Genomic DNA, 25,479 nt, shown 5'->3' with positions numbered 1-25,479 from the left:
CACCTCTTGCCTCATGATCAACTTCCAGGAATTTACCCTGCCGAATGGCCTGCGCGGCATCGTGCACGAGGATTTTACCCAGCCCATGGCCGTGCTCAACGTGCTCTACAACGTCGGCTCGCGCGACGAAGACCCGGAGCACACCGGCTTTGCCCACCTGTTTGAGCACCTGATGTTTTCGGGCTCCGTGAACATTCCGAGCTACGACGAGCCCCTGCAGCGCGTGGGCGGCGAAAACAACGCCTTTACCTCGCCCGACATCACCAACTACTACCTCACGCTGCCCGCCCAGAACATCGAAACAGGTTTCTGGCTGGAGTCGGACCGCATGCTCAGCCTGGCCTTCTCCGAAAACGGGCTGGAAGTGCAGCGCAAAGTGGTGGTGGAGGAATTCAAGCAGACCTACCTGAACCAGCCCTACGGCGACGTGTGGCTGAAGCTGCGCCCCCTCGCCTACCAGCACCACCCTTACCGCTGGGCCACCATCGGCAAGGAAATCAGCCACATCGAAAACGCCACCACGCAGCAGGTGCGCGACTTCTTCGCCAAGCACTACTCCCCCGCCAACGCCATTCTGGTGGTGGCCGGCGCCGTGAGCCTGGCCGAGGCGCAGCAGCTGGCCGAGAAGTGGTTTGGGCCCATTCCGGCCGGCACCCGCTACGAGCGGCAGCTGCCCCGCGAGCCGCGCCAGACCGAGGCCCGCCTGCTCGAAGTCACGGCCGACGTGCCGCTGAGCGCCCTCTATAAGGTGTACCACATGCCCGGCCGCGCCGAGACCGGCTACTACCCCGCCGATTTGCTCTCGGACGTGCTCGGCCGCGGCAAGTCGAGCCGCCTCTACCAGCGTCTGGTGAAAGAGCAGGCCCTGTTCAACTCGATTTCGGCCTCCGTGATGGGGTCCCTGGAGCCCGGCCTGCTGGTCATCAGCGGCAAGCTCAACCAGGGCGTGAGCCTGGCCGAGGCCGACGCCGCCGTGGAGGCCGTGGTGGAGGAGCTGCGCCAGCGGCCCATCGAGGCCGACGAGCTGGAGAAAGTAAAAAACCAGGCGGAAGCCAGCATCGTGTTCAGCGAGGTGGAGCTGCTGAACCGGGCCATGAACCTGGCCTTCTCCAAACTCATCGGCGACGCCAACCTGGTAAACGAGGAAAGCGCCCGCGTGCAGGCTGTGCAGCCCGCCGACGTGCTGCGCGCCGCCCAGGAAGTGCTGCGTCCCGATAACTGCTCCACGCTGCGCTACCAAGCCCAGCCGCGGCCGGCCGCGGCGGAGCCCGTAGCTGCGGCCGAAGCGGCTACCGCTTGATTCCTGCCCTCATTTAGGCACAAAAAAGCCCTTCTGCCGCGGCGGAAGGGCTTTTTTGTGGATCTATCAGACCGGTCGGCGGCAACCCCGGCCCAGCTCTACTACTCGCGCGGACGCATCGAGGGCTTCTGCTCGATGGGCCGGCCGCGGTAATCGTAGCGGGTGCGGCTCATGGGGCGCAGGGCCGAGCCCGGCGCTACGCTGGTGCCTTCGATCGGGCGGGGCTCGTTGGAACCGCCGCCGTAAGCCCCGCCGCCAAACCCACCGGCACCAGCGCCGGCGGCGTCGGTCGGCGTGGTAGTGGCTGCCGCGGGAGCGGTTGCGGCGGGAGTCGTCGGCTCAGCGGCGGTTTCGCTGGCCGCCGCGGGTGCCGCGGCGGCTTTCGGAGCCACGGCTTTTTTCTTGGGCGCGGGGGCGTCCCAGCCGCCACCCCAACCACTGCTGCTACTGCTGCCCCAGCCGTCGTTGCTGGACTTGGTTTGCTTCGTGGTCGATTTCGATTTGGAGGATTGCTGCGCTTGTGCCTGCAGGGTCATCAGGCCCAGTGCCAATCCGAGAAGTGCCAACCGTTTCATGTGGTAAATCTTAAGCGTGGGTGGAATAATCAAAGGTCTTTGTACGCAAGGAAGTGGGTGCTGGCTAGCCGATTACACCCCGTTTTGCGTTGAGCACCTCCCCAACCCCAAGCCGTGCCGGACAGTTCAGCGACGCTTGCTTTTCTTGATGGGCGCCGCCTTGCCGCCGGAGGCCGTGGTGCCCCGCGCCGACATGGAAGTCGCGGTGCCCTTGGTTGCCTTGACGGGCGTGGAGGTAAGCTTGGCTTTGGGCTTGAGTGGGCGGCCCATGTAATCGGTGGTGAGGGCCAGCGGGCGGCCCAGGCGCATGCCCGGGGCCAGCTTCACGTCGTCGGACGACTTAGGCTGACTGCGGGCGCGGGTGCCGCGGCCCGGGTGGGCGGTGCGCTGGGCGTAGGCGGCGGGAAGCTCGGCCACGGCCAGCAGGCCGGTGAGCAGGGCAGGCAGGAGTAAACGGCGAAGCATGAGGATACGGTTAGTTGAGGTGGAAGGGCAACAGCCGTGGGCGCGTACTCCGTTTGCTTTCAAGCACCTACCAACGACCCGTAGCCCAGGGGGCTGTTTTGATCCTCATACGGAAGTCCGGCGGGTTTAGCCAACTTCTTTTCGCGGGACGCGGCCGGACGGGGCTGCCAACTGTACGCATCACTCCCGTTCGCGGGCTATCTTTGCCGGTACTTATGCAGGACACGATCCAACAGCTTCAGCAGGAAATCGAGGCCTACGACGTCACCACGGCGGCCGGCCTCGACCAGTTTCGCATTGCCTATACCGGCCGCAAGGGCCGCATCGCCGACCTTTTTGACCAGCTCAAAACGGTGCCGGCCGAGGAGCGCCGCGCCGTTGGCCAGCAGCTCAACGCCTTGAAGCAGCTGGCCCAGGATAAGTTTGACCAGCGCCGCCAGCAGCTCGAGGACGAAGCCGCCAGCCAGCCCGCCGACCCGGGCTACGACTACACCCTGCCCGCCGTGCCGGGCGCCCTGGGCACGCGCCACCCGCTGAGCCTGACGCGCGACGAAATCGTGCGCATTTTCTCGCGCATCGGCTTCAACGTGGCCGAGGGGCCCGAAATCGAGGACGACTGGCACAACTTCTCGGCCCTGAACTTCCCCGAAAACCACCCCGCGCGCGAGATGCAGGATACCTTCTTCCTGCCGCCCGCCGCCGGCGAGGAGCAGAACCGCCTGCTGCGCACCCACACCAGCACTGTGCAGGTGCGCCTGATGCAGAGCCAGAAGCCACCCATCCGCTCCATCATGCCTGGCCGGGTGTACCGCAACGAGGCCATTTCGGCCCGCGCCCACATGGTGTTTCACCAGATTGAGGGCCTGTACATCGACGAAAACGTGAGCTTCGCCGACCTCAAGCAGACCATCTACTACTTCGCCCAGGAGTTCTACGGGGCCGATGTGAAGATGCGGATGCGCCCGTCGTACTTCCCGTTCACCGAGCCGAGCACCGAAATCGACATTTCGTGCCTGATCTGCAAAGGTGTCGGCTGCAACATCTGCAAGTACACCGGCTGGGTGGAAATCATGGGTGCCGGCATGGTCGATCCGAACGTGCTGCGCAGCTGCGGCATCGACCCGGAGCGCTACTCCGGTTTCGCCTTCGGCATGGGCCTGGAGCGCCCGACCATGCTCAAGTACCAGATCAAGGACCTGCGCCTCTTCACCCAGAACGACATGCGCTTCCTGCGCCAGTTTGAGGCCATCCACTAGCCCCGCGGGCCCCTGGCGTGGGAGCCGCGCTCCGGCGCCAAGGCCCCGGGTACGCAGGCAACGCCGGCTTTTAGCATGCCGATTGAAAGCCCGGCGGCCTGCCTTGCAGCCGCCGGGCTTTTATTTTGCGCTGGCCGGTCTGGCCTGAACACAAAAACCGCCTTCGCGCGTTGTTACCGTTATGCAGCTTTCCATCCGACCTTCACTGCTGTGCGCCGGGGCCTGCGCGGCGCTACTCCCGCTGCTGGGCGGTTGCGGCTCCTCGGGCACGAGCGTGGAGCCGGCTATTCCGACGGCCGTCGTCAACGAAGTAATTAACCTGAGTACCCAGCAGGCCACGCCCCTGCGCTTCGACCGCGGCTACGTGTACCTGAACGCGGGCGTGCGGGGCATCGTGGTGGTGCGCCAAAACGCCCAGTCGTACCTGGCTTTTGAGCGCAACTGCCCTTACCAGCCTTACAATACCTGCGCGAAGGTGAGCATGGACCCCTCGGGCTTCTTTCTGGCCGACTCCTGCTGCAACTCCCGCTTCGACCTGCGGGGCCAGCTTACCAGCGGTCCGGCGCCGCGGCCACTGCGCCAATACACCACCGCCATCAGTAACAACCTATTGTATATCACCAACTAACATTTTTTATTAAAAAATTATTGCCAACAGTTTGCGTAAACCGCAAGTGCTGCCTAATATTGCACCCGCAACGGCAATCAAACGCCGCCATAACCGCTTCCTTAGCTCAGCCGGTTAGAGCATCTGACTGTTAATCAGAGGGTCCCTGGTTCGAGCCCAGGAGGGAGCGCAGCAACGAAAGCCCGGTAATAGACTGCAACAAGTCTGCTACCGGGCTTTCCCTTTGCTAGTGGTGCATTTCCTGGGCTATCTTGAAAGCCCAGCGACTGTTCCGCTACAAAACGTTTGCCTGAGACAAGGCCAAGCCGCGAGGCGGACTGTGCAGCTTGCAAACTGCCAAGCCGGGCCGTTGCCTGCGGAAAGCTGAAATTACTTGCGGTCCGCGCGAGGGGCAATTTTCCACACCTCGCCGCTGGCCTCATCCGTGACGACGTACAAGGCCCCGTCCGGCCCCTGGCGCACGTCGCGGATGCGTTGCTTGCGCTCGGAAAGCAGGCGCTCCTCCCCCGTCACGCGGCCCTGCTCCAGCTGCAGACGTACCAGCTCCCGGTCCTTGAGCGCGCCGACAAACAGGCTGCCGCGCCAGGCCGGAAACGCGTCGCCGGTGTAGAACTGTGCCCCCGACGGGGCGATGACCGGGTCCCAGTAGTACACCGGGTCCACGAAGCCGGGCTTGGTCGTCACGGCGTTGGGAACGGGCGCGCCCGAATACTCCTCGCCGAAGGTCACCAGCGGCCACCCGTAGTTTTTGCCCCCTTCAAGGCGGTTCAGCTCGTCGCCGCCCTGCGGGCCCATGTCCACCGACCAGAGTTGCCCGCTGGCGTCGAAGGCCAGGGACTGCACGTTGCGCTGGCCCACGGTCCAGATTTCGGGTAATGCGCCGACCTGCCCGATCAAGGGGTTGCCCGGGGCCGGCTGGCCGTCGGGGGTCAGGCGCAGGGTTTTGCCCATGTGGCTGTCCAGCTGCTGGGCCTGGGGCCGGATTTCCAGGTCCGAACGCTCGCCCAGGCTCACGTACAGCAGGCCGTCGGGCCCAAAGGCGAGGCGGGAGCCGTAGTGCTTGTCGCCCGCGTACGCCGGCAGCGCCCGGAAGATGACGCGCACCCGCTCCAGGCGCCGCTGGTCGGCGGACAGCACCCCCTTGGCCACGCTGGTGGCGTTGCCCGCGGCACCGCGGGGCTCGGCAAACGACCAGTAAACCGTCCGGTCCGTGGCAAAGCTTGGGCTCAACGCCACGTCGAGCAGGCCGCCCTGCCCCTCAGCGTACACCGCAGGCACGCCTTGAATGGGCGCCCCCAGCTGGCCCGCGGCCGATACGACGCGCAGCCGGCCGGGCCGTTCGGTGATCAGCACGTCGCCGCTGGGCAGCGGTTCCACGGCCCACGGATGCGCCAGCCCCGTAGCCAGTACCGTCACTTCGAAGGCTACGTCCGAGGGCAGCTTAGCGGCCCGGGTTTGCTCGGGAAACGTCGGGCGCTGCTCGGGCACGTTGGCCGCCCGGGTCTCAAGCGCGAGGCGGCCGGTAGCGGCTTGGCCCGGGGCGTCCGCCGGCTGCTGGGCCCGCTGTTCTTGGCCGGAGCGGTTGCAGGCGGCACTGAGCCCACCTAGCAGAACAAGAGAGGCAGTAAGTAAGCGGCGTTGGTTCATGGAAGGTGGCATTGGGGTGTGACTAGCGGCTGCGTAACAAACTCAACATAGATGGGTACGCAGCCAGCGGGGTACTGTTATGCAGATCGGTGGTCTGAAAATGATTTGCCAGTCCTATCACCGTATCTGCGGCAGAACTCTCTGAAGTCGACGGAGGCGGGCGTTGCCGTGCCCCAAGGCGAACATGGGTGGGCAGAAGCAGTACACCGACCCAAGTCATTGCCCACCTCCGCCAGCACGGCGAGTCGTGGTTGGACGACAATCCTTCTTCGATCTAGGCGGTGCTTCGCGGGCCACCAAGCAGCTTCCCGAATGGAGCGCATCTCTGACAGCCCGGCAACAGGCTATGCCGGGTCTGTGCGGGCATTGCCGGCGCTTGGGGTTCGGTGGCCGGAACACCTTTTATGGCTAGCGGCCCGGACAACAATTCGCGTCAGTCCCCCTGCTACCAGAGGTGCGCCCGCAAGATTTGGCCCGCTCGAAGCTGCCGGTATTTCAGGCTACGGCTTTCGGGTGCGGGCAAAAAAAGCCCGCGCATCGAGCAGATGCGCGGGCCAGAAGCCAACGGGTTTCGTTGGCCGGGTTGCCGGTAATGGCTTCCGGCGGCACGAACCGATAAGGGCCTAGCGGCCGGCTTCCACGAGGCTGATGGCGTAACCGCCGCCCGGGGCGCAGCTCTGCGTCAGCTTGGTTTTGCGGGTCACCGTCAGCTTGCGGATCTGGTAGGCCTGCGGGTTCCGCTCGTAGTGGGCGTCCGCGGCGTCGGCGTAGATGGTGGCCGTGTACTTCTTGCCGGGCTCCAGGAAGCTCAGATCAATCTTGGAGGTGCGGCCCTGCTCGTCGCAGGTGCTGCCCACAAACCAGCTGCTGCGGCCCTTGGCTTTGCGGGCGTAGGTGACGTAGTCGCCGGGCTCGGCTTCCAGCACTTTCGTGTCGTCCCAGTCCACGGCCACGTCCTTGATGAACTGGAAGGCGTCGAGGTGCTGGTTGTAGTGCTCGGGCAGGTCGGCCGCCATCTGTAGGGGCGAGTACAGCGTCACGTACAAGGCCAGCTGCCGGGCCAGGGTACTGTGCACAAAGGAGTTGTTTTGCGGGTTCAGGGCGCTGATGCGGGTCTGGAAAATGCCCGGCGTGTAGTCCATCGGGCCGCCGACGAGGCGGGTAAAGGGCAAGATGGTGGTGTGGTCGGCGTTGTTGCCGCCAAACGACTCGTACTCGGTGCCCCGGGCCGCTTCGTTGCCGATCAGGTTCGGGTAAGTGCGCGAGAGGCCGGTGGGGCGCACGGCCTCGTGGCCGTTCACCATGATCTTATGCTGGGCCGCCTTCTCCAGCACGAAGTTGTAGTGGTTGACCAGCCACTGGTCGTAGTGGTGGTGGCCCAGCGGCACGATGTCGCCCACGTAGCCGGTTTTCACCGCGGTGTAGCCGTACTTGTTCATGAACTGGAAAGCCGTGTCGAGGTGCCGCTCGTAGTTGCGCACCGAGCCAGAGGTTTCGTGGTGCATGATCAGGCGCACGTTCTTGCCCTGGGCGTAGCGGTTCAGCTCCTGCACGTCAAAGTCCGGGTAGGGCGTCACGAAGTCGAACACGTAGTCCTTGTGCTTGCCGAACCAGTCTTCCCAGCCGGTGTTCCAGCCTTCCACCAGCACCGCGTCGAAGCCGTGCTGGGCGGCAAAGTCCACGTACTCCTTCACGCGGGTGTTGTTGGCCGCGTGGGTACCGTTGGGCTTCACCTTACGGTAGTCCACCGAGTCGAGCTTGATGTTGTCCAGGTTGGTGTACGACCAGGAGTTGCGGCCCGTAATCATTTCCCACCACACGCCCACGTACTTCACCGGCTTGATCCACGACACGTCCTTGAACTTGGTGGGCTCGTTCAGGTTCAGCACCAGCTTGGACAGCAGAATATCGCCCGCTTTGTCGCTGACGATGACCGTGCGCCAGGGCGAGTTAGCCGGGCTCTGAATCAGGCCCTTATCCCCCACCGCGTCGGGCGTCAGGTGCGACTCCAGCGTCATCGTCTGGTCGTCCAGCTCCAGGTGCATGCAGGAATAGTCGATGAGCGCCGCCTCGTGGATGTTGATGTAGAGCCCGTCCTGGCTTTTGAGCATCAGCGGCGTCTGCACGCCCGTAGCCGAAAACGGCGTCTGCGAGGCGTTGGGCGTGGTGGCCGCCTTCATCTTGCCGCGCACTTCCGACAGCTTCGACGTGACGGTGCTGTACTCCTGGGTGTCGTAGTCGCCGGGCAGCCAGAAGGCTTTATGGTCACCGGCCAGGGCAAACTGCGTGCGCTCCTCCTTGATGGTGAAGTAGTCGAGCTTGGGCTGGCGCGGAAACTCGTAGCGGAAGCCCAGCCCGTCGTCGAATACCCGGAAGCGTACGCGCATCGTGCGCTGCGTCTCGGGCTGCGTAAGCGTCACGGCCAGCTCGTTGTAGTGGTTGCGAATGGTTTTGGCTTCGCCCCACACCGGCGTCCACGTCTCGTCGAAGCTACGGGTCTGCTTGTCGGCCTGGGTGAAGCCGGTCTGCAGGCTCGTGGTGCCCTTCAGCTCCAGCCCCAGCTTGCTGGTTTTGATGACATCGCGGCCCTTGTAGCGGAGCCGGTAGGTAGGCACGCCGCCCTGTTGCAGATCGAAGTTCAGCGTCAGCTGTCCGTTGGGCGACTTGATTTCTTCAGCGCGGGCCTCGAAGCCGAGGACGCCGAGGCAGAGCAGCAGCAGCAGGTGCGCGGCGCGGCGCGTAAGGAGTGGGTAAGCGCGGTGCTTCATGGGCAGGAAAGCGGGTGAAGGCCGGTTGGGGCGTCGGCCGGAGCTGGGCAGAACGGGAGAAAACTAAAAAAACTACGCAAGTATAACCCCATTATCGGGTAGCTTCCGAGCGTGGTGGCTTCGGGCGTGTGCCGGCACTGCGGCACCGGACCAGCGCGGGGTTGGGTCCGCAACCTGGGGCGGGGCCCGACCCGGATTGGCGGGGCGCTTCCCCCCATCAGCGACAACACTCCGCGGCTGGTACCCGCTACTGCCGCGGATGCCCTACGCCTGCCCGAGCCGCACCCGGAACGTGGCGCCCGCGCCTTCCTCGCTTTCCACCTCGATGCTGCCTCCGTTGGCCTGCACAATACGGTTGACCAAGTAAAGGCCCACGCCGGAGCCGGGGGTGTGGTGGTGCAGGCGCCGGAACAGCTGAAACAGCTCGCTCCGGTACCGGGCCGCGTCGAACCCCAACCCGTTGTCCTCCACCACCAGCACCGGCTGTTCGTCCTCCACCCACACCGAGAGGTGCACGCGCGCGGGCCGTTGGGGATCGGCGTACTTGAGGGAGTTGCCCAGCAGGTTCAGGAGCACGGTGCGCAGGTTGGCGCGGGGAAAACGGATGGTGGGCCGGGCCGCAAAATCGGTGGTGATGCGGGCCCGGGCCGCCCGCACCTGCGGCTCCAGGGTGCTCAGGACTTCCTCCGTCAGCTCGGCCAGCGACACGGTTTCGGCGGGGATGGCGCTGACGCGTTGCGCCTGCCCCAGCGCAGCCAAGTCGTCAATGGTGACGCTCAGGTGGTCTAGCGCGTCCTGCACCAGGGGCAAGAGCAGCTGCTCTTCGGCCGGATCGGCGAAGGTGACGCACCGGTGCAGCTCGTCGAACAGCCCGCGCAGGTTGTTCACGGGCTGCTTCAGGTCGTGGGAGGCGGCGTACACGAAATTGTCCAAGTCCTGGTTGGTGCGCGTGAGCTGCTCGTTGGCGGCCGCCAGCTCGGCATTCGCGGCTTCCACCTGCTGGCGGGCCTCCACTTGCTCTGTCACGTCGGTCACCAGGGTAAAGAAGCCGGCGACGCGGCCGTCCTGCACGTCGGGCACGTAGCTGGTCCGAATGTATTTGGTAAAGCCTTCGCGGTAGGGCATGCGGGCCTCGAAGTCGAGCCGCTCGCCGGCCAGGGCGCGCTCGATGTAGCCGAGCACGCCCTGGTAAGCCTGCTCGCCCACCACCTCGCGCACGGAGCGCCCCAGCAGGGCCTCGGGGGGCTGCTGAAACCACGCTTGGTAGGCGTGGTTGGCGAAACGGTACCGCTGGTCGTGGTCCAGGTAGCCGATGAGCACGGGCAGCGCGTCGGTGATGAGGCGCAGCTGGTGGGCCACGGCTTCGCTGGCCTGGCGGGCCCGCACCTGCTCGGTCACCTCGAAGGCAAAGACCAGCACCCCGTCGATGCGGTTCTGCTCGTCGTAGCGCGCCTGCTGGATGTAATTGAAGTACCGGTCTTCCAGCACCCCGTCCTCGTCCCGCGCCAGGGGCACCAGAATAGCGGATTCTTCGTGCGTAAAGCCCGTTTGGTAAACGCGCTGGAACACCTCCATTACCGAGTGCCGGGCCAGTTCTGGCACGGCCTCCAGGAAGGAGCGCCCCAGCAACGGACGGTTGGGCAAGAGGCGCTGGTAGCTCGGGTTGACGAGTTCAAACACCAGGTCGGGCCCGTTGAGGATGCAAATGGCGGCCGGGGCCTGCATGAACAGGCGCTCCAGCCGGGCGCGCTGCGCCTCTGCTTCGGTGCGGGCGGCCTGCACTTCCCGGGTCCGCTCGACCACGTGTGCTTCCAGCTCATCGTTGAGCCGGCGCAGGCGCAGCTGCGTGCGGCTTAGTTCGGCATTATTGGCCAGAAATTCTGCGTTAGCTGCCTGCAGTTCCTTATTGAGTTGTTGCACCTGAGCCTGCACCTGCCGCAGTTCCCGGTTATTAGCCAGCATCTCGGCGTTGGCGGCGGCCAGTTCCTCGTTGAGCAGCTGGGTGTGCTGCGCCTGCGCTTCCGCCCGCTGCCGCGCCTGCACCAGTTCGCTTACATCGTGGGCCATCACCAGCACCCCCCCGACCTGCCCCGTGGCATTGCACGTGGCCCGGTACGTGAAATTGAAGTACACGGGCACCCTGCGCCCGGAATTGTCACGGTCGATGTAGGCCAGTACTTCGCGGCCGTACTGGGCTTCCCCGGTGCGGTAAACGGCATCCAGCAATCCGAAAAAAGGCTGGCCGCGAAGCTCGATCAGGGCTTCACGCAGGGGTTTGCCGAGCAGCGCGCGGTTGCCGAACATCTGCTGAAATACCTCGCTGGCCAGCTGGATGCGGTGCTCGGGGCCTTCCAGCACCGCCATCAGGGTGGGCGCCTGGTCCACGATCAGCTGCAGGCGGCTGCGTTGGATTTCCATCTCGGTCAGCGCGGCGTGTTCACGCGCTTGGCTGCTGTGCAGCTGGACCTCGGTCTGCACCTGCGCCGTCGCGTCCTGCACCGTGTGCAGAAGGTGGCTGACTTGCCCCTGCTCGTCCAGCACCGGGGTGTTGCGCACGAGCCAGTGCCGCTCCATCCAGGTGCCGGGCATGGCCGGGTTGGGCACGTCGCGGCGCTGCCGGGCCATGTCGTGCGGCCGGCCGGTGGCCAGCACCTGCGCCAGCGAAGCCCGCAAGTCAGCCAGCCCCCACTCCCCGGGCCGTGGTGTCTGCTCGGGAAAGACCTCGAACAGGGACCGTCCTACCAGGGCTTCGCGGTGGGTCTGGGTGATGGCCAGGTACGCGTCGCTGACGGCTTCAATGACCAAGTCCGGCGCCAGGAGCAGGCACGCATCGGGCAAGGCATGGAAAAGCGGAAGCAGCGCGGCTACAGCAGGCATGGCGGAAGGAAAGCGGGCGGATATCTGCACGGGGCGGGGCTTCAGGCCCGCGAAGTGCTGGTAAAGATAGCGCCGGCCGGGCGTTCGGCGGGGTACGGCGCCGTGATAAGGCCGGCTGGCGGTAGCCGCCGCGGCCGGCGCTAGGTCAATTGCCGGATGATGCTCTGCAGCAGCGCGTGCACCTGCTGCCAGTGCGCAGCCTGTGCTTCCTCGTCGGGGAGCGTGCGGCGAAGTTGGTTGGCCGCGATGAGCAGCTGCCGCAGCGGCTTGCGCATAACTTCTTCCAGCTGTTCCCAGAAGGGCTGCACCAAGGCCGCCTCGGCCGCCGAGGCGCGCAGCCCGATGCACACCATTACTACCTGGGCCAGGTTTGCCAGCACGGCCTGCGGCGTGGCGCCCAATTCGCGCGGCTCGTGGTCCAGAATGCAGAGAGCCCCGATGGCGTGCCCGGCGGAGGTAACCAAGGGCTGGCTGGCGTAAAAGCCGAGCTGAAACTGATCGGCCACGGGCTGGCTCGCCAGCTCGCAGGGATGTCGCGCGCCGTTTTCGAAGATGGCCAGGTGGTCGTGAAGTACCGCGGCCGAGCAAAGGTGGTCGGTGCGGGGCAGGCGCGCGCAGCCAGCTGGGCCGGCGCCGGGCTGGAAGTGCGCTTCCCCGGCTGTTACCAGCCACACCAGTGCCACGGGTACGCCAAAAAGCCGGGCCGTGATGAGGGCTACCTCGTCGAGCATTTTGTCGCGCAGGGAACCCACCAGGTGGTAGCCACGCAGCGCGCGCAACCGCTCGCCCTCATTGGACGGTGTCATGCCGGATACCAGAGTCATGCGAATTATAAAAATAAGTCAAACAATCACACGTAATATACAAACAAATTCAAGTAACCCACGCTCGGCTGCCCCAGTCCACGCGCTGACCACCAACTGCCGCTCCGGCGCTGGTCGCCCGGAGCGGCCGGGGGCTGCGCTGAGCCCTTTTCTGCTCTCCGGGGCTTCCAGTGACAGATTACTACCTGCTATCGGCTTGGCAAGCCCGCTTGACTTCCGTTGGCTCCAGCCGGGAACCCTGCACCAAGGGCAGCGCAAACGCCACGGTCTGCTGGCGCTGGCGGGGGCAAGAGCAGCTGGCACCCGCCGCAACTGCGCCCCGCCGCTAAACCGGCGCAAGCTCTGCTGCGGCCCACTCAATGGGCGTCTGCGCCCCGTACGTACGTAAGCCTCAACCACCTAAAAGAAGCGGGGGCGGCACCGTAGCGCCGCCCCCGCCGGGCTTGAACTCAACGCTGCGACTAGCGCTGCTGGTTGGTTAGCTTCTGCAGTTTCTGGTAGGTTTTCTGCGACTGCGCGTACTGGCGCTCCACTTCCAGGCGCAGGGCCCCGGTGAGCGTGCGGTCCTTCAAGGCGTCCTGGTAGGCTTTCAGCGCCCATTCCTCGCCGTACACGTTGGAGCCGAGAATGGCTTTTTCGTCGTAGCCGGTGACGGCGGCTTTCGCCTCCATCCAGCCCCGGTACAGCTTGCCTTTGAGAGTAGTGCCGGTTTCGCGGCCGCCGCCCTGCTGGCGCAGGTGGGCGTTGAGCTGGTTGGCAAACTGCTGGCTCTGGCTCACCAGCTGCTTGTAGTAGCCCTTCAGCTCGGCGTCGTTGCTTTCGTCGGCGGCGCGCTGGTAGCCCTCCACGCGGTCATTGACGAAAAGCAGCAGTTCGTGCAACGTGGCCGCCTGGTCTTTGCGGCTGCGGCGGGCGCTGCCGCCGTCTACGTCCGACTGCCCTGGCCGGCTCAGCAGGTACCACCCGCCGGCCGCGATGAGGGCGCCTCCCACTACTTTTTGCGTGGTAGAAAGCTGGCGCCAGCGGTCGGCCGTCTGGCCAGCCAGGCGCTTCACCGGCTCGGGCACCTGCACCTGGGTCAGCGTGTCCTGCAGGCCGCTATCCTGCAGCCAGCGCTGGGCCTGGGCCAGCAGCGGCGAGGCCAGGCCGCCTAGCGCGGAGCGCGAGGCGCCGCCTTCCGAAGCAGGTTCGGTGCTGCGAGCAGTACTGTCCGTCGGCTCCGGCTGGCCGGCGTTGTGGTTGGCTTGGGTGTCGCCGGCTTCGGAAAGGGCACGGGCGGCGGGGGAATCAGGGCTGACGCGGGGTTTATTCGGATGGCTCATAAGGAAAAGACAAAAAGGATGACCGCCAGGCCAATGCGGCCGCTGGCGGATACCACATTCGCGGAAACCCGGCCGAAGGTTACAGCCGGGCGGCAGCGGGGCAGGGGCGCAGGGTGACCGACGCCCCGCCAAAAGCCCGGGCCTGATTGCCACATGGCAGGTATTCCGACTACTTTGGCTTCCGGTAGTTTCATGATTTCTTTTGTCATACTCAATTGCTTATGCCCACGAATACTCCCCCCGCAACGCCCCTACCGGCCGGTGGCCGTGGCTGCCCGGCCTGCTGCTGGCCTGCTGGCTCAGTAGCCCGATAAGCACCACCCAGGTCGCGCCGCCCATCAACGTGCAGGTGGGCCCCTGCTCGTTTGCCAGCACCGTGAAGGTGCTGGGCACGCCCACCGCTACCACCGTCATCAGCGGCAACACCGCCTTCAGCGGCCCCTACCACGTGGTAGGGGAGCTGCTGCTCGAAAACGGCTACTTCGACGTGCGGCCCGGCACCGTGTTGTACGTCGACGGGTACGGGCGCTCCTCGCCCGCCCGCCACGTGAACGGGCTGCGCATCCGGCTCGGCAAAAACGCCACCTTGCACGCCGAGCAGGCTATTTTCCGGGCCGCCTGCAAGACCGGCCAACAGCAAGCCGTGCTGAACCTGCGTGGCTTGCCGGCGGGGCCTTACGCCTGCACCCTAGTGATGAGCGGCCACCCGATGAGCGTGCAACGCCTGCAGGTGAGCCATGATTAAGCCAGATTGGACGGCGCGGACGGCTTCGCGCCGCTGTGGGCCTGCTGAGCGCCGCGCCGGCCGTTGGCCAACGTCCAGGGCCGCCCTGGGAGCAAGGTATAATCATGGCACCACCGGCCCGGCTGACCTTGTTCCTTGGCTTAAGAGTCGCTTCAACGCAGTATTGGATTATTGGAGCAGGAACTGATAGCCCACAATACCCAAGTTTGAGTGCTTGCTACGACACGGCTGGTACGTTGCTATGGCAGCGCCGCGGCCGGGTGATGCACACCGGTGAGCAGGACCTGAAATCCTGGCGCGGGGGCTGGGTGTTCGTGGCTACGGTGCCCGGACCGCTGCTGGGTGGCATCCAGATGACGCGGCCCTTTCTGCAGAAAATCACTGCCGCCGGCGACACCTTGCCGGGGGTCACGTACTCGGCCAGCGCCAACTGGGCTTTCCCTACCTGCGTGCTGCCCGACGCGCGCGGTTTCAGCATCCTGGGCCTGACGCTGCAACACTACGTGGGCGGCCCGCTTTCCCCCTCGCGTTATCAGTTCATGCGCACCGACACGGCCGGCACGCTGTTGTGGACGCGCTTCTACGGGTCGCCGCTGTGGTACGGCAACGCCTACGGTACCGATGCAGTGCGCCGACCCGACGGGGGATACCTGCTCATCGGCAGCGCGCAGTGTGCGAGCGGGTTTCACCCGCTGCTTATTTTAACTGACTCGTTGGGACGGGAGCACCGCCGCCGGATGCTTATTATTCGAGATTCAGCTTGGATAGAGGTGTACGACCGTTTCTTCGGTCACACGCTGGAGTTACCCAACGGCGGCGGTTACGTGCTCAACTGCCGGGTGCAGGTGCCGGTGCCCGGCCCGCTGGCCACGCCCGGCGAGGCCTGAGTGGTGGCCGTGGATACGGCCCTGAACGTGCGCTGGCAGACGCGCCTGCCCGCCGGGCGCAGCGGCTCGTCCACCATCCTGCGCGTGCACCGCCAGCCCGACGGCACGCTGCTGGCCGCCACCTACGACGACACGGCCGTGCCGGCGCCCGCCAACGTACCCACCCCCTACCTCTACATCCACCGGCTCTTAGCCGCGGGCCAGTGGCTGAGCCGGCGCGAACTGCGCGCCGGCCCCGGCACGCCCTGGATCCGCGCCTACGACTGGCAGGCGCTGGCCGGCGACTCGGTGGCCGTGGCCGTGGGCTCGGCCCCGGTGGGCGGCGGGCCGCAGGCCGGCTGGATAGCCCGGCTGCGGGCCACGGCCCCGCGCCAGGTCACGGCCCTGGCCGGGCCCGGCGCCGCGCCCCCGGCCGGGGCGCTGGAGGTGTACCCCAACCCGGCCGCCGGCGCCGCCGCCCGCGTGGCCCTGCCGGCCGGGCTGGGCCCCGGCGCCACGCTCACCCTGCGCGACGCGCTGGGCCGGCCCCTACGTGGTGGAGCTCACCGCCACCGACGGCCGCCGCTGGCGTGCCCGGCTGCTGCGCCCCTAGCCCGACCCAGCCGCCGGGTTGCGGCTTGCTCGGTACGGCGGCTTTCCGGCTTCGCCAGCCGTCATCATCCGGGCCGTGGAGCCGGCCCCGGGCGCCGCGTAGGCCATTATGGAAAAAGCCCTTCCGACCACGTGGTCGGAAGGGCTTTTTAACTTAAACCACCGGCCCCGGCAATGCGCCGGGGCCGGTGGTTGGATGCGGGAACCGGAACCCGGCCGCGCGGCAGGGCTTATTGCAGCACTACCTTGCGCGACACGATTTCCTGGCCAGCCTGCACGCGCAGGGTGTACACGCCGGCGGCCAGGCCGCGCGTCGATACGTGGTGCTCCCCGGCGCCCTGCAGCGCTTGCCGACGTACCGACTGGCCCAGGGCGTTCAGCAATTCTACCGTGCCGGCCCCCGTGAGGGTCGTCAGGCGCACCGTCAATTGGCCGGTGGCGCTGGGGTTGGGGTACACGGCCAGGGCTGCGGCCTTGGTCTGGACACGGCTGCTCAGCGGGGTGGTGCTGATGCGGAAGGTGCCCGGCGTGTCGTTGGTAGCGTAGCCCGATACGGCCACGTAGTACTGCTGACCGTTCGTCAGGCCGGTCACCGTCACGGTGCCTACCGAGGTATTGGCGGTGCCGCTGGAGGCGCAGAACACTTGCGTGAACGGCCCGTTGGCGCAGCTGGCGCTGCTGAACACGCGCACCATGCCGGCCGCGTCGCCGCTCAGGTAGAGCGGGGTGGTGGCGCCGGTGGCGGTGAAGGTGAACCACACGTCCTTCGGCGACATCGAGGGCGAGCAGGCGGGCAGCGTGATGCCGTTCTGCAGGCTGGTGCTGGCGCCGCTGTTGGAGCCTGACACCCCGGCCCCAATGGCCACGGCCGCGCAAGGCTCGTCGTTGGCCGGCATCGGCTGGTCGAAGGTCGTGGTCTGCGTGTTGTTGCTGGCGTTGCCGTCGGCCTGGCCGTTGGGCAGGCTGCCGGTTACCGTCAGCGTAAACGTGCCGCTCTGCGCGAGCACCACGCCGGTGGTGAAGGTGAGCTGGCGGGTGGCGCCGGCAGCCAGGTTCAGGCCCGTGAAGGTCTGGGGCGTGGCCGAGCCGTTGTTGAGCGAGTAGCTCAGCGTTACGGAGTTCAGCACGGCGGTGCCGCCGTTGCGGATGGTCACTACCACCGGGTTCGAGCCGAGCACGGCCGGCGTCGTCGGCGCGTCGATGCTCACCACGGCCACGTCGTTGGCAATCAGGGTCAGCTCGTAGGCGCCGGGGTCGGGGGGCGTGTTGCGCGTGGTGCCGGCAAAGTCACGCGGCACGCGTGCAAGCGTCGTCGGCGAGCCGGTCCCGTTCAGCTGCACGTTGGTGGGCACCAGGCTGCTGCCCGTGAAGAGCGGGTCGAGCTGCACGCTGTTCTGGTCGTAGGCGTTGTTGTTGGCCGTTTTCCAGTTGGCCAGGGTGGCGAAGTTCAGCCCCGTGGTGGTGCTGCTGCCGAAGCGGCCGGTGTAGTAGTTGCTGCCCGTGCCGACGAACAGGTCGTTGTAGTCCGAGACGACGGTCGACGTGGTGGTAGCCAGGTAGATGGCGTAGCGGGCACCGCTGCCGCCGCGGGTGACGCTGATCAGGTTGTTGCGCAGCTCGATGCCGCTGGCCTGCGTGGTCTGGTAGAAGCCGTACGACAGCGAGGCCGAGGTAGCGGCCGTGTTGTCCAGCGACACGGTGTTGTGGTAGTAGCGGGCGAAGTTGGCGCCGGTGTTGTAGAGGCCGTACTCCGTGCCGGCCCCGTTGAAGTTGTACACCAGGTTGTTGACCACGTCGTTCTCGGTACCGGCCGCAGCGTCGCCCGAGGTGTAGATGCCGTAGGCCGCGGAGGTGCTGGCCGCGTTGGCAGTGAACAGGTCGTGGACTCGGTTGTTTTCCACTGCCGCGCTCACGTCGCCCACCAGGTATATCCCGTAGGTCGTGGTCGAGGCCGTGCGGGTGGGGCGGTGGACGTTGTTACCGATGATGCGCGCGCCGGCGGAGTTCTCCACGTCCACGCCGTACCCGTAGAAGTCACGTACTTCGTTACCGATGACCCGGATGCCGGTGCTGCGGTTGGTGGTGCTGGCGCCCGTCAGGATGATGCCGTAGTAACCACCGCTGATGACGTTGTTTTCGATGCGCAGGTTGCTGGCATCCCCCGCATCGGAGCCCGAGGCCACGGTGCCGCTGGCGGCAATACCGGCGCTGGCGGTGCTGGTGGTGCTGGTGGCCGAGCCACGAATCACGCAATTGGTAATGCGGTTGTGGTTGGCCTGGCCCACCAGATGCACCCCGATGCCAAAGGTCGTACCGGCCGAGGCATCGATGGTCAGGTTCTGCAGGGTCACGTAGTCGGTGCCATTCAACTGCACGGCCGAGGGCACGCCCACGGCGCCGGTGTAGCTGAGCGTCTGGCTGGCGGTGCCGCCGTCCACCACAATGGTGTCGGTGGCGCTAACGCCGGGCACCACGCCCAGCAAAAACTGGTCGGTGTAGGGGCCGTTCAGCACGTTCAGGCGCACCGAGGCGGTGATGCCGCCGCCGTTCAGGCGGTTGGCCGCATCCGTGAAGCTGGCGAAGTTGGTGCCGCCCGTCGGCTGCGTCTTGTCGATGGTGTACGTGCCGGCCATGGACGTGTACAGCGTCGTGGTCTGGGTGTTGTTGCTCGGGTTTGAGTCAGCGTTGCCGTTGGGCAGGCTGGCCGTCACCGTCAGCGGGTTGGCGCCCACGCGCAGGGTGCCCGTGGTGGTAAAGGTGAGGACCCGGGTAGCGCCCGGAGCCAGGCCACCGGCCAGGGTAAACGTCTGGCCCACGGCAGCCGCGCCGTTGAGCGTGTACTCCAGGCGAACCGAGTTCAGCGGCGAGCCGCCGTTGTTGAGGATGGTCACCGTGACGGTGCCCGCGCCGGGCACTACCGGCGAAGCGGGCGAGTCGATGCTCACCACGGCCACGTCGTCGGCGGCGGGGGCAAACTCGTAGGCGCCCAGGTCGGGCGCCGCGCCGCGCGTGGCGCCGGTGATGTCGTCGGTCACGCGCGCGAGCGGCGTGCCGGCGTTGTTCAGCGGGCTGGCCGTGGGGCGGTAGTTGTTGGGCGCGGCGCCGGCGAAGGCCGGGTCAGCGTCCACGCTGTTCTGGTCGTAAGCCGCCGAGTTGGCGCCTTTCCAGTCGGCCAGCGTCGCGAAGTTGGCAGTGCCGTAGCGGCCGGTGTAGGAAGTGCTGCCCGAGCCCACCACCAGGTCGTTGTAGTTCGACGAGATGGTCGAGGTCGTGGTGGCGAAGCCCAGCGCGTACCGGTCGCCGCTGCCGCCGCGGCGCACCACCAGCACGTTGTTGCGCAGCTCGATGCCCGTGGCGGTGGTTACTTGGTAGAAGCCGTACGAATCGGAAGCCGACGCCGAGGCCGTGTTGTCGAGCACCACGGTATTGTGGTAGTAGCGCACGTTGTTCGACGAGGAATTGTACAGGCCGTATTCCGTACCCGCGCCGTCGAAGCTGTAAATCAAGTTGTTGATTACTTCATTTTCCGCTCCCACAGCGGGGTCGTCCCCCGAGATGCTGATGCCGTACGCAATGCCCGTGGCGGCTGTATTGCCGGTAAAGGGGTTGTGGATGCGGTTTTTCTCGATGTCCGTGTTGGCATTGCCCGCCCCGAGCGACACCCCGTAGAAAGCCCCCACGGCCGTGCGCGTCGGCCGGCTGATGTTGTTGGCAATGATCTGCGCGCCGGTGGTGTAGTCAGCGTCGATGCCGTAGTTGTGGAAGTCCTGGATGATGTTTTCCCGAATGCGGTAGCCGCTCAGCAGGTTCGAGGACGTCCCCACGAGCTTGATGCCGTAGTAGCCGCCCACAATCGTGTTGTTTTCCACGGTGAGGGCCGTGCCGGCGGCCCCGCCCGTCGTCGGCGAGGTGGTCGAGTTGTTGGCCACGATGCCCAGGAAGTTGGTCGAGCTCGTGGACGAGGGGCTGCTCGTAATGGTGCAGTTGCTGATGACGTTGTTATCGGCGTTGTTCAGCAGCTGAATGCCCCAGCCGTACGTGGCGGTGGAGGCTCCGCTTTCCGTGGCGTCCACCTGCAGGTTGTTCAGGGTCACGAAGTCGGCCCCGTTCAGGGTGATGACGGCCCGCTGCGCCGAGGTGTTGGAGCCGAACTGAATCTTGCTGCCGCCCCCATTGATGGTGACGCGGTTCGTGGCGCTGGTACCGGTCAGCGCGCTCAGGCTGATTTGCTCGGTATACGGCCCACCGCTCACCGTAATGGTCACGGGCCCGCTTACTCCGTTGGTGTTCAGCGCCGTTGCTGCCGCGCCAAAGCTGGCGAAGTTGGTGCCGCCGGTGGGTTGGGCGTTGTTGATGGTGTACGCCCCCGACAGGGGGGCCTGAGCCCAAGCGGAAGTGCCGCCGAGCAGTAGCCCCAGCAGCAGGGCCCAGCCGAAACGGGGGCGGCCGGTGCTGGTGGGCGTCGGTACATGGGGTAAGGGTGTGTGCATTAGGCGTAAAAGGGGTGGTAAAGGGTGAAAAGGGAAATACTGTTTTCTTGGGACACGGCACACGCCAGACCCAACCGCAAAGGGTTGGTGTGGCGCGTAGCGCATCAGGGAGTGAGAACCGGGCTGGGTGGTTGCACGGCTGCCCGTAGGACTGGTTCTGCAAACTAGGAAAAAATGATGAGGAAGCCCGGCGGTTTGGCCCCGCCGGTTGCCTGTTACCTTCGAGAACCGTTGCCACGAGGGTTGCTTGCTACACATTAATTTTTAATTAATTAGCTCCATTGCACTGCTGCTGCCCGGGCACAAAAAAGCCGGGGGCCGCCTTGCGGCAGCCCCCGGCTTGGTTCGGCAACGGCCCGCGAGGCCGCCGCTGCGAAAGGACAGTTAATTTAACCAGACCTCGGCCACTACCTCGAAGCGGTGCGGGCCGAAAGCGTTGTAGTAGGGAGCGGCGCCCTCGAAGCCGAGCACGTGGATCAGGGGCATGCCCTCGAGGCGGCTCGGCACCAGGCGGATGGGGTACAGTTGGCCCTCTTCGGGCCAGTCGCCGGTGTGGTTGACCGGGCGGTTGCTGGCGTCGACGCAGTAAGCGTAGTGCAGCACGGGCTCGTGGCGCGTGGCTTCGGCCAGACTCAGGTTGGCTACTTCGTTACTCATTACGCCAAGATACACGAAAGTCGGCTTGATGGTTCACGGCCGCAGCCGCAGCCGCGTTCCGGGCTGCCGAGCATCCGCCCCGGCCGGCAGGTAGCGCACCGCTCCCTCAGAACACGTTTCCCGGGTTGGGCGCGGCGGTCCGCCGCGCCCAACCTTTTGCAGTACCCACCAGTATGCGCAAAGTAGTTCGGCAGCCCAAACGCGGCTGTTTCGTCTGGTACTTTCTCCTTCACTGATATGAAACGCTCACTTCCCTGGCTGCCACTAGTACTTTGCCTGCTGCTGCTGCCCCTGACCGGCTGCGAAGTCATCGGCGACATCTTCAAGGCCGGTGCCATCACGGGCATCATCGGTGTGGTGGTGGTGCTGCTGCTGCTCTTCTGGCTGTTCAGCAAGTTTTTTCGCCGCCGGTAACGGTCCGGCACGCCGCATCGACAAGCAAAACGGCCGGGCTGCACAGCCTGGCCGTTTTGCTTGTCGATGCGGCCTTACTGCTTTACCACCCGGGTGGTTTCCACCCCCGTCGGCGTGCTTACTTGCACGATGTACACGCCTGCGGGCTGGGCCCGCAAGTCGAGTACCGGACGCGTGGCGCCGGCCGTGACCCGGGCCCGCAGTACCGGCACGCCCGTCGCGCTGACCACCGAAATATGCAGCACCGTACCCGGTGCGACACCGCTCCAGACTTCAAACAGGTCGCTGCCCGGGTTCGGCGCGACTGTCAGGCTCATGGCGGCGGGCCGCTGGCTGCACGGCGCCACCACAACTATCTGCGAGAATGACTCGGTGCCATCCACATCGACCTGCCGCAGCCGGTAGTACGCCGGCTGCTTTACGGGCTGCTGGTCCACGAACTGGTAATCGCGGCGCTGGGTGCTGGTGCCGCTGCCCTCCACGCGGCCGATGGTGTTAAACACGTGCCCGTCGCGGCTACGCTGCACGTCGAAGTATGCGTTATCCTGCTCCTGCGCCGTAGCCCAGGTGGCGCTGACGACCGCGCCGGTGCAGCGGGCCCCGAAGGCCAGCAGTTCCACCGGCAGCACCCCCGAGACGCTGGACGACACCCCAAAGGGCGAAAAGCTGGTGATGCCGGTACGCACCACGCTAAAGGCGCCGGCCCGCGGCTGCGTAGCGCCCGGACGGGTGCTGACCTGGTCCCAACGACCGCCGGTATGGTGGCCCACAAACGCGCGGTTCGTCGCAAAATCCGGGGCCGCATCCGTCGCGTTCCACTCCATTTGCATCTGCACGTCCACATTCGGGATGGTGGGCGTTTCCTTGCTGACAAACCACGTTTTCTTCACCACTTCGCTGGTGATGGGTGCCCCGACGGGGTTTTCCTGCGCGTCGTAGCGCAGGTAGACGTTGTCGATGACGCGCACCTCGAAGATATCCTGGCTTTGCGCCGTGTTCTGCTTAATGCCAATCGGCGTGTACGACGCCGACGACGTGCCCACCGGAAAGAGCACGGCCTGGCTCTGGTTCTGGCCGTTGGTACCGGCTACCGGCAGGCGCAGCTTGCCGCGGCCGTTGGTCACCACAAACGAATTGGGCGAGGTGCCCACCATCGCTCCCACCGACGACAGCGTCAGGTCGTAGGTGCCCAATGACACGTCGGCATTGCTGCGGAAGCTCAGCGTGTCCGTTACCGTCACGTGTCCCCCCAGGTTTTTGGCGCCTGCCCCGATGACGCGCAGGCGGCTGTACTGTTTGGGCAGGATGGTGTGCGCGTCGGTGGTGCTGGTGTACTCCACGGTACTGCCCACGTTCAGGTTACCCAGCTTCAGCGTACCGGAACCCGCTTTTTCCAGGCGCAAAGTGGAACCCGTTGCCACGTCAATGGTTGCGTCGATGTCGGCGTTGCTGGCGACCAGCAGCTTGGCCGGCTCCCCGTCCTGGCCCACCACGATCTTTGAGTTGGAGCCGCTCACCGTCCAGGTCGAGCCACCCAAACGGTTGTTGCCCAGGGCCACGCCCCGCACGTAGAAAATCTGGTTATTGGTCGTGAAGTTCGCCGGCGCGGTGCCCGTACCATCCGGGTTGGCCCCCCACGAGTTGGGGTTGTTGAGGTTGCCAGTGGTCTTGCTGTAAAAGATATTCGACTCCGGCGTCACCGTCACATCGTCCACGCCAAGGCCGTTGCCGTTGGTGGAGTTGTCCAGCGAGTATTTCCACCGCAGCATGATTTCGGCGTTGTTGGCCAGGTTCACGTTGAGGATCGTGTACGACACCGTCACCCGGTTGCTGGCCACGTTGCCGTTCTGGTTGGTAATCGGCTTGGTGGTCGACGGAGCAAACACGTTCAATTGCGACACCGGGGTCCAGGTGCCCGAGGCGTCGTAGATGGAATTGACGGCGACGTTGGCAGCACCCGTGCGGTAATGCACCTGAAAATTAGCTTGGTCGATGGTACCCGAATTGTACCACTGTTCCATGGTGTACGTCACGGCCAGGTTCCTGATGGTGGCTCCCGTCGTGTTCTTGTACCGCAAGCCGGCGTAGCCCGTGCCCGATTGGCCGGTGGCCAGCCCGCCGATGGCGCGGTCGGGGGAACCACTGCTGCCCAGGCTATAGAACTGCGCCGTTGTTACGGAGCCGTCGTTGGCCGCCACCCGGTCGGGGGTGTAATCGTAAAAACCGCTGGGAAACGGAAACGTCGGCGAGTTCTGAAAATACACGTTCGACCCCAAGTACAGGCCCGGCAGCGTTACATTGTTGGTGTACGCCGCCGGCCCCGTGCTGGCGGTAAGCGTGTTGAAATCCTGCGTATTGGGGTCAAAGGAAGACAAGGCGATTTGGGCTTGGGCGGCCCCCGCCTGCACCACCAATCCTACCATCAAGCCGAAGCGGTACAGTTTGCGCATGCTGACATTGTTAAAATATGGTACAACAGGCGGGCATCGACGCAACACCCAGCCTCCCTAACTGCGAAAGTATACAAAGGCCAGAGCCAACTTTGGCCATTATTTCAAAGCACCGGGTCAAATAGCCTTCTGTCCACAACGCGCTTTCTACGGATTGGCCATTGGCCGCCCCGGTTTGCCCTCGGTTACGCGCAAGCCACGGCCCCAACACCGCCGCGCCCGCTCTACGGGGTGTAGAGCGGGCGCGGCGGTGTTGGGGCCAGTCGGAGGCTACTTCGCTTCCGTCTTGTTGCCGGGCATGGTGCCGATGATGTGGTCCCAGATGGTGGTCGACACGCCAAAGGCCACTTCATCCTGCCGGTAGTGGTGCTGGGCATGGTGGTGCCACCAGAATTTCAGGAAATTCTTCGGCGGGTTATACACGTGAATGGCGTAGTGCACGAACAGGTACAGCGCGTACCCGAACACAAAGCCAGCCAGGATGCCGAAGCCGGCGTTGCCGAACACGAAGCGGAAGATGAAAAAGAGCAGCGAGGTCACGAACACCGTCAGGATGGGCGGCATGGCCAGGCGGGTTTTGTCTTTGGGGTACTCGTGGTGCACGCCGTGCATGGTGTACTGAAACTTGGCCTTGGCGGGCGTGTTCGTATCCATGTGGTACAGAAAGCGGTGCATCAGGTACTCTACCAGCGTGAAGCCAAACCACCCCACCAGAAACAGCCCAAACGCCGATAGCCCGCTCAGCAAGCCCTGGCGGAGGCTATAGTAAAGGCTAACGGCAGCAACGCCGAAGAAGATAGACAAGGGCGCGGCGATGTGCGTGTGCGTCATGCGCTCCAGCACAGGGTTGTCAAACAATTGCGCCGAACCTTTGTGCTTGGGCTTGTGAAGTTGGCCCGACGCAGGAGCAGCCTTTTGTTCCATAAGGGGTAAGGGAAGGTGTGATTCCATGGCAAAAGTAGCCACCAGCGCGCAAACGCACCCACCGCGAAAAGGTTAGGCCGTGGCTTGGTAGCGTGTAATCAACGCGTGCACGGCTTCCAAAGTACAATGCACGCCCTGGCAGCGCAAAGCAGCCCGTGCATAAAACTGCTGCCGGGCCGCCAATGTTTCCCGCAGCCGCGCTTCCAGCGCCGTCGCGTCGGGCAGTTCGGCCAGCAGCGGGCGGGCAGCGGCGGCGTGGCGCAGGCGCGCCACCAGCTCGGGCACGGGCACGTCCAGCCACAGCGCCACCCCGGTCTGGTTTAAAAAATCCGCGTTCTGGTGGAAGCAGGGCGTGCCGCCGCCCGTGGCCAGCACCACGTCGTCGTGCCGCGCTACCACGGCCCGCAGCGCGGCGGCTTCGGCCTGCCGGAAATACGCTTCCCCGTCCTGCGCGAAGATGGCGGGAATGTCGCGCCCCTCGCGCCGCACAATTTCTTCGTCCAGATCCACGAACGGCACTTGGTAGAGCACGGCCAGGCCGCGCCCGAGGGTAGTCTTGCCGGCACCCGGCATCCCGACGAGGAAGAGTCGCATGATCAAGAAAGGAGGCAGGATAACGAAGGGTGGCGGGGCGGACCGCTGTACGCGGCGCGACCATC

Annotated in this window: 19 protein-coding genes and 1 tRNA gene; 8 read left to right on the top strand and 12 right to left on the bottom strand. The window is 65.4% G+C overall.

What is annotated here, in order from left to right:
• The first annotated feature begins 13 nt into the window (after positions 1-13).
• Complete coding sequence (locus tag ACYVKQ_RS17355; RefSeq protein ID WP_460676614.1) at positions 14-1,300, top strand: M16 family metallopeptidase; 1,287 nt, start codon at positions 14-16, stop codon at positions 1,298-1,300.
• A gap of 101 nt (positions 1,301-1,401) precedes the next feature.
• Here the strand turns inward: ACYVKQ_RS17355 and ACYVKQ_RS17350 are convergent, their stop codons facing one another.
• Both ACYVKQ_RS17350 and ACYVKQ_RS17345 read right to left on the bottom strand, forming a co-directional pair.
• Positions 1,402-1,875, bottom strand: coding sequence for a hypothetical protein (locus ACYVKQ_RS17350; protein WP_460676613.1), 474 nt, complete (start codon positions 1,873-1,875; stop codon positions 1,402-1,404).
• Between the two features lie 126 nt (positions 1,876-2,001).
• Complete coding sequence (locus ACYVKQ_RS17345; protein ID WP_460676612.1) at positions 2,002-2,340, bottom strand: hypothetical protein; 339 nt, start codon at positions 2,338-2,340, stop codon at positions 2,002-2,004.
• A 215-nt stretch (positions 2,341-2,555) separates the two neighbouring features.
• Here ACYVKQ_RS17345 and pheS point away from each other — a divergent pair, with 215 nt between their 5' ends.
• The 3 genes from pheS (at position 2,556) to ACYVKQ_RS17330 (ending at position 4,393) form a co-directional block, all read left to right on the top strand.
• On the top strand, positions 2,556-3,596 hold the full coding sequence (gene pheS, locus ACYVKQ_RS17340) for a phenylalanine--tRNA ligase subunit alpha (protein WP_460676611.1): 1,041 nt from the start codon (positions 2,556-2,558) through the stop codon (positions 3,594-3,596).
• Between the two features lie 181 nt (positions 3,597-3,777).
• Positions 3,778-4,224 (top strand): hypothetical protein, encoded by a 447-nt coding sequence (locus ACYVKQ_RS17335; protein WP_460676610.1) that lies wholly within the window; start codon positions 3,778-3,780, stop codon positions 4,222-4,224.
• Positions 4,225-4,319: 95 nt separating this feature from the next.
• Positions 4,320-4,393, top strand: a tRNA-Asn gene (locus tag ACYVKQ_RS17330).
• Positions 4,394-4,593: 200 nt separating this feature from the next.
• Here ACYVKQ_RS17330 and ACYVKQ_RS17325 read toward each other — a convergent pair.
• The 5 genes from ACYVKQ_RS17325 to ACYVKQ_RS17305 form a co-directional block, all read right to left on the bottom strand.
• Entirely contained in the window at positions 4,594-5,871 is a 1,278-nt protein-coding gene (locus ACYVKQ_RS17325; RefSeq protein ID WP_460676609.1) for a PQQ-dependent sugar dehydrogenase, read from the bottom strand.
• A gap of 623 nt (positions 5,872-6,494) precedes the next feature.
• Entirely contained in the window at positions 6,495-8,639 is a 2,145-nt protein-coding gene (locus tag ACYVKQ_RS17320) for a glycoside hydrolase family 97 protein (protein WP_460676608.1), read from the bottom strand.
• A gap of 264 nt (positions 8,640-8,903) precedes the next feature.
• Positions 8,904-11,516, bottom strand: a complete 2,613-nt coding sequence (locus ACYVKQ_RS17315; protein ID WP_460676607.1) for a PAS domain-containing sensor histidine kinase — start codon at positions 11,514-11,516, stop codon at positions 8,904-8,906.
• 140 nt (positions 11,517-11,656) lie between these two features.
• Positions 11,657-12,340 (bottom strand): GAF domain-containing protein, encoded by a 684-nt coding sequence (locus ACYVKQ_RS17310; RefSeq protein WP_460676606.1) that lies wholly within the window; start codon positions 12,338-12,340, stop codon positions 11,657-11,659.
• A 461-nt stretch (positions 12,341-12,801) separates the two neighbouring features.
• Positions 12,802-13,662: a ferritin-like domain-containing protein gene (locus ACYVKQ_RS17305; protein ID WP_460676605.1), complete on the bottom strand. Its 861-nt coding sequence runs from the start codon at positions 13,660-13,662 to the stop codon at positions 12,802-12,804.
• A gap of 202 nt (positions 13,663-13,864) precedes the next feature.
• Between ACYVKQ_RS17305 and ACYVKQ_RS17300 the strand changes: the two genes are divergently transcribed.
• The 3 genes from ACYVKQ_RS17300 to ACYVKQ_RS17290 all read left to right on the top strand — a co-directional run bounded on the left by ACYVKQ_RS17300 (position 13,865) and on the right by ACYVKQ_RS17290 (position 16,038).
• Positions 13,865-14,407, top strand: a complete 543-nt coding sequence (locus ACYVKQ_RS17300; protein ID WP_460676604.1) for a hypothetical protein — start codon at positions 13,865-13,867, stop codon at positions 14,405-14,407.
• A 206-nt stretch (positions 14,408-14,613) separates the two neighbouring features.
• Positions 14,614-15,294: a hypothetical protein gene (locus ACYVKQ_RS17295; protein ID WP_460676603.1), complete on the top strand. Its 681-nt coding sequence runs from the start codon at positions 14,614-14,616 to the stop codon at positions 15,292-15,294.
• 9 nt (positions 15,295-15,303) lie between these two features.
• Positions 15,304-16,038 carry a hypothetical protein gene (locus tag ACYVKQ_RS17290; protein ID WP_460676602.1) on the top strand — a complete coding sequence of 245 codons (735 nt, stop codon included), beginning with the start codon at positions 15,304-15,306 and terminating at the stop codon, positions 16,036-16,038.
• A 77-nt stretch (positions 16,039-16,115) separates the two neighbouring features.
• On the opposite strand, the gene ACYVKQ_RS17285 is transcribed toward ACYVKQ_RS17290, so the two are convergent.
• Complete coding sequence (locus tag ACYVKQ_RS17285; RefSeq protein WP_460676601.1) at positions 16,116-20,375, bottom strand: right-handed parallel beta-helix repeat-containing protein; 4,260 nt, start codon at positions 20,373-20,375, stop codon at positions 16,116-16,118.
• A gap of 384 nt (positions 20,376-20,759) precedes the next feature.
• Positions 20,760-21,032, bottom strand: coding sequence for a hypothetical protein (locus ACYVKQ_RS17280; RefSeq protein ID WP_460676600.1), 273 nt, complete (start codon positions 21,030-21,032; stop codon positions 20,760-20,762).
• Positions 21,033-21,269: 237 nt separating this feature from the next.
• On the opposite strand from ACYVKQ_RS17280, the gene ACYVKQ_RS17275 reads away from it, so the two are divergent.
• Positions 21,270-21,446, top strand: coding sequence for a hypothetical protein (locus ACYVKQ_RS17275; protein ID WP_460676599.1), 177 nt, complete (start codon positions 21,270-21,272; stop codon positions 21,444-21,446).
• 74 nt (positions 21,447-21,520) lie between these two features.
• Here ACYVKQ_RS17275 and ACYVKQ_RS17270 read toward each other — a convergent pair whose 3' ends face one another.
• From ACYVKQ_RS17270 to ACYVKQ_RS17260, 3 genes are all read right to left on the bottom strand, one after another.
• Entirely contained in the window at positions 21,521-23,896 is a 2,376-nt protein-coding gene (locus tag ACYVKQ_RS17270; RefSeq protein ID WP_460676598.1) for a T9SS type A sorting domain-containing protein, read from the bottom strand.
• 270 nt (positions 23,897-24,166) lie between these two features.
• Positions 24,167-24,820: a sterol desaturase family protein gene (locus tag ACYVKQ_RS17265; RefSeq protein WP_460676597.1), complete on the bottom strand. Its 654-nt coding sequence runs from the start codon at positions 24,818-24,820 to the stop codon at positions 24,167-24,169.
• Between the two features lie 72 nt (positions 24,821-24,892).
• Positions 24,893-25,414, bottom strand: a complete 522-nt coding sequence (locus ACYVKQ_RS17260; protein ID WP_460676596.1) for a shikimate kinase — start codon at positions 25,412-25,414, stop codon at positions 24,893-24,895.
• Positions 25,415-25,479: the final 65 nt, after the last annotated feature.

The sequence above is a fragment of the Hymenobacter coalescens genome (genome assembly GCF_054783195.1).
Note: the sequence above shows the minus strand (reverse complement) of the source record. Positions and strands in the feature narration are given on the sequence as shown.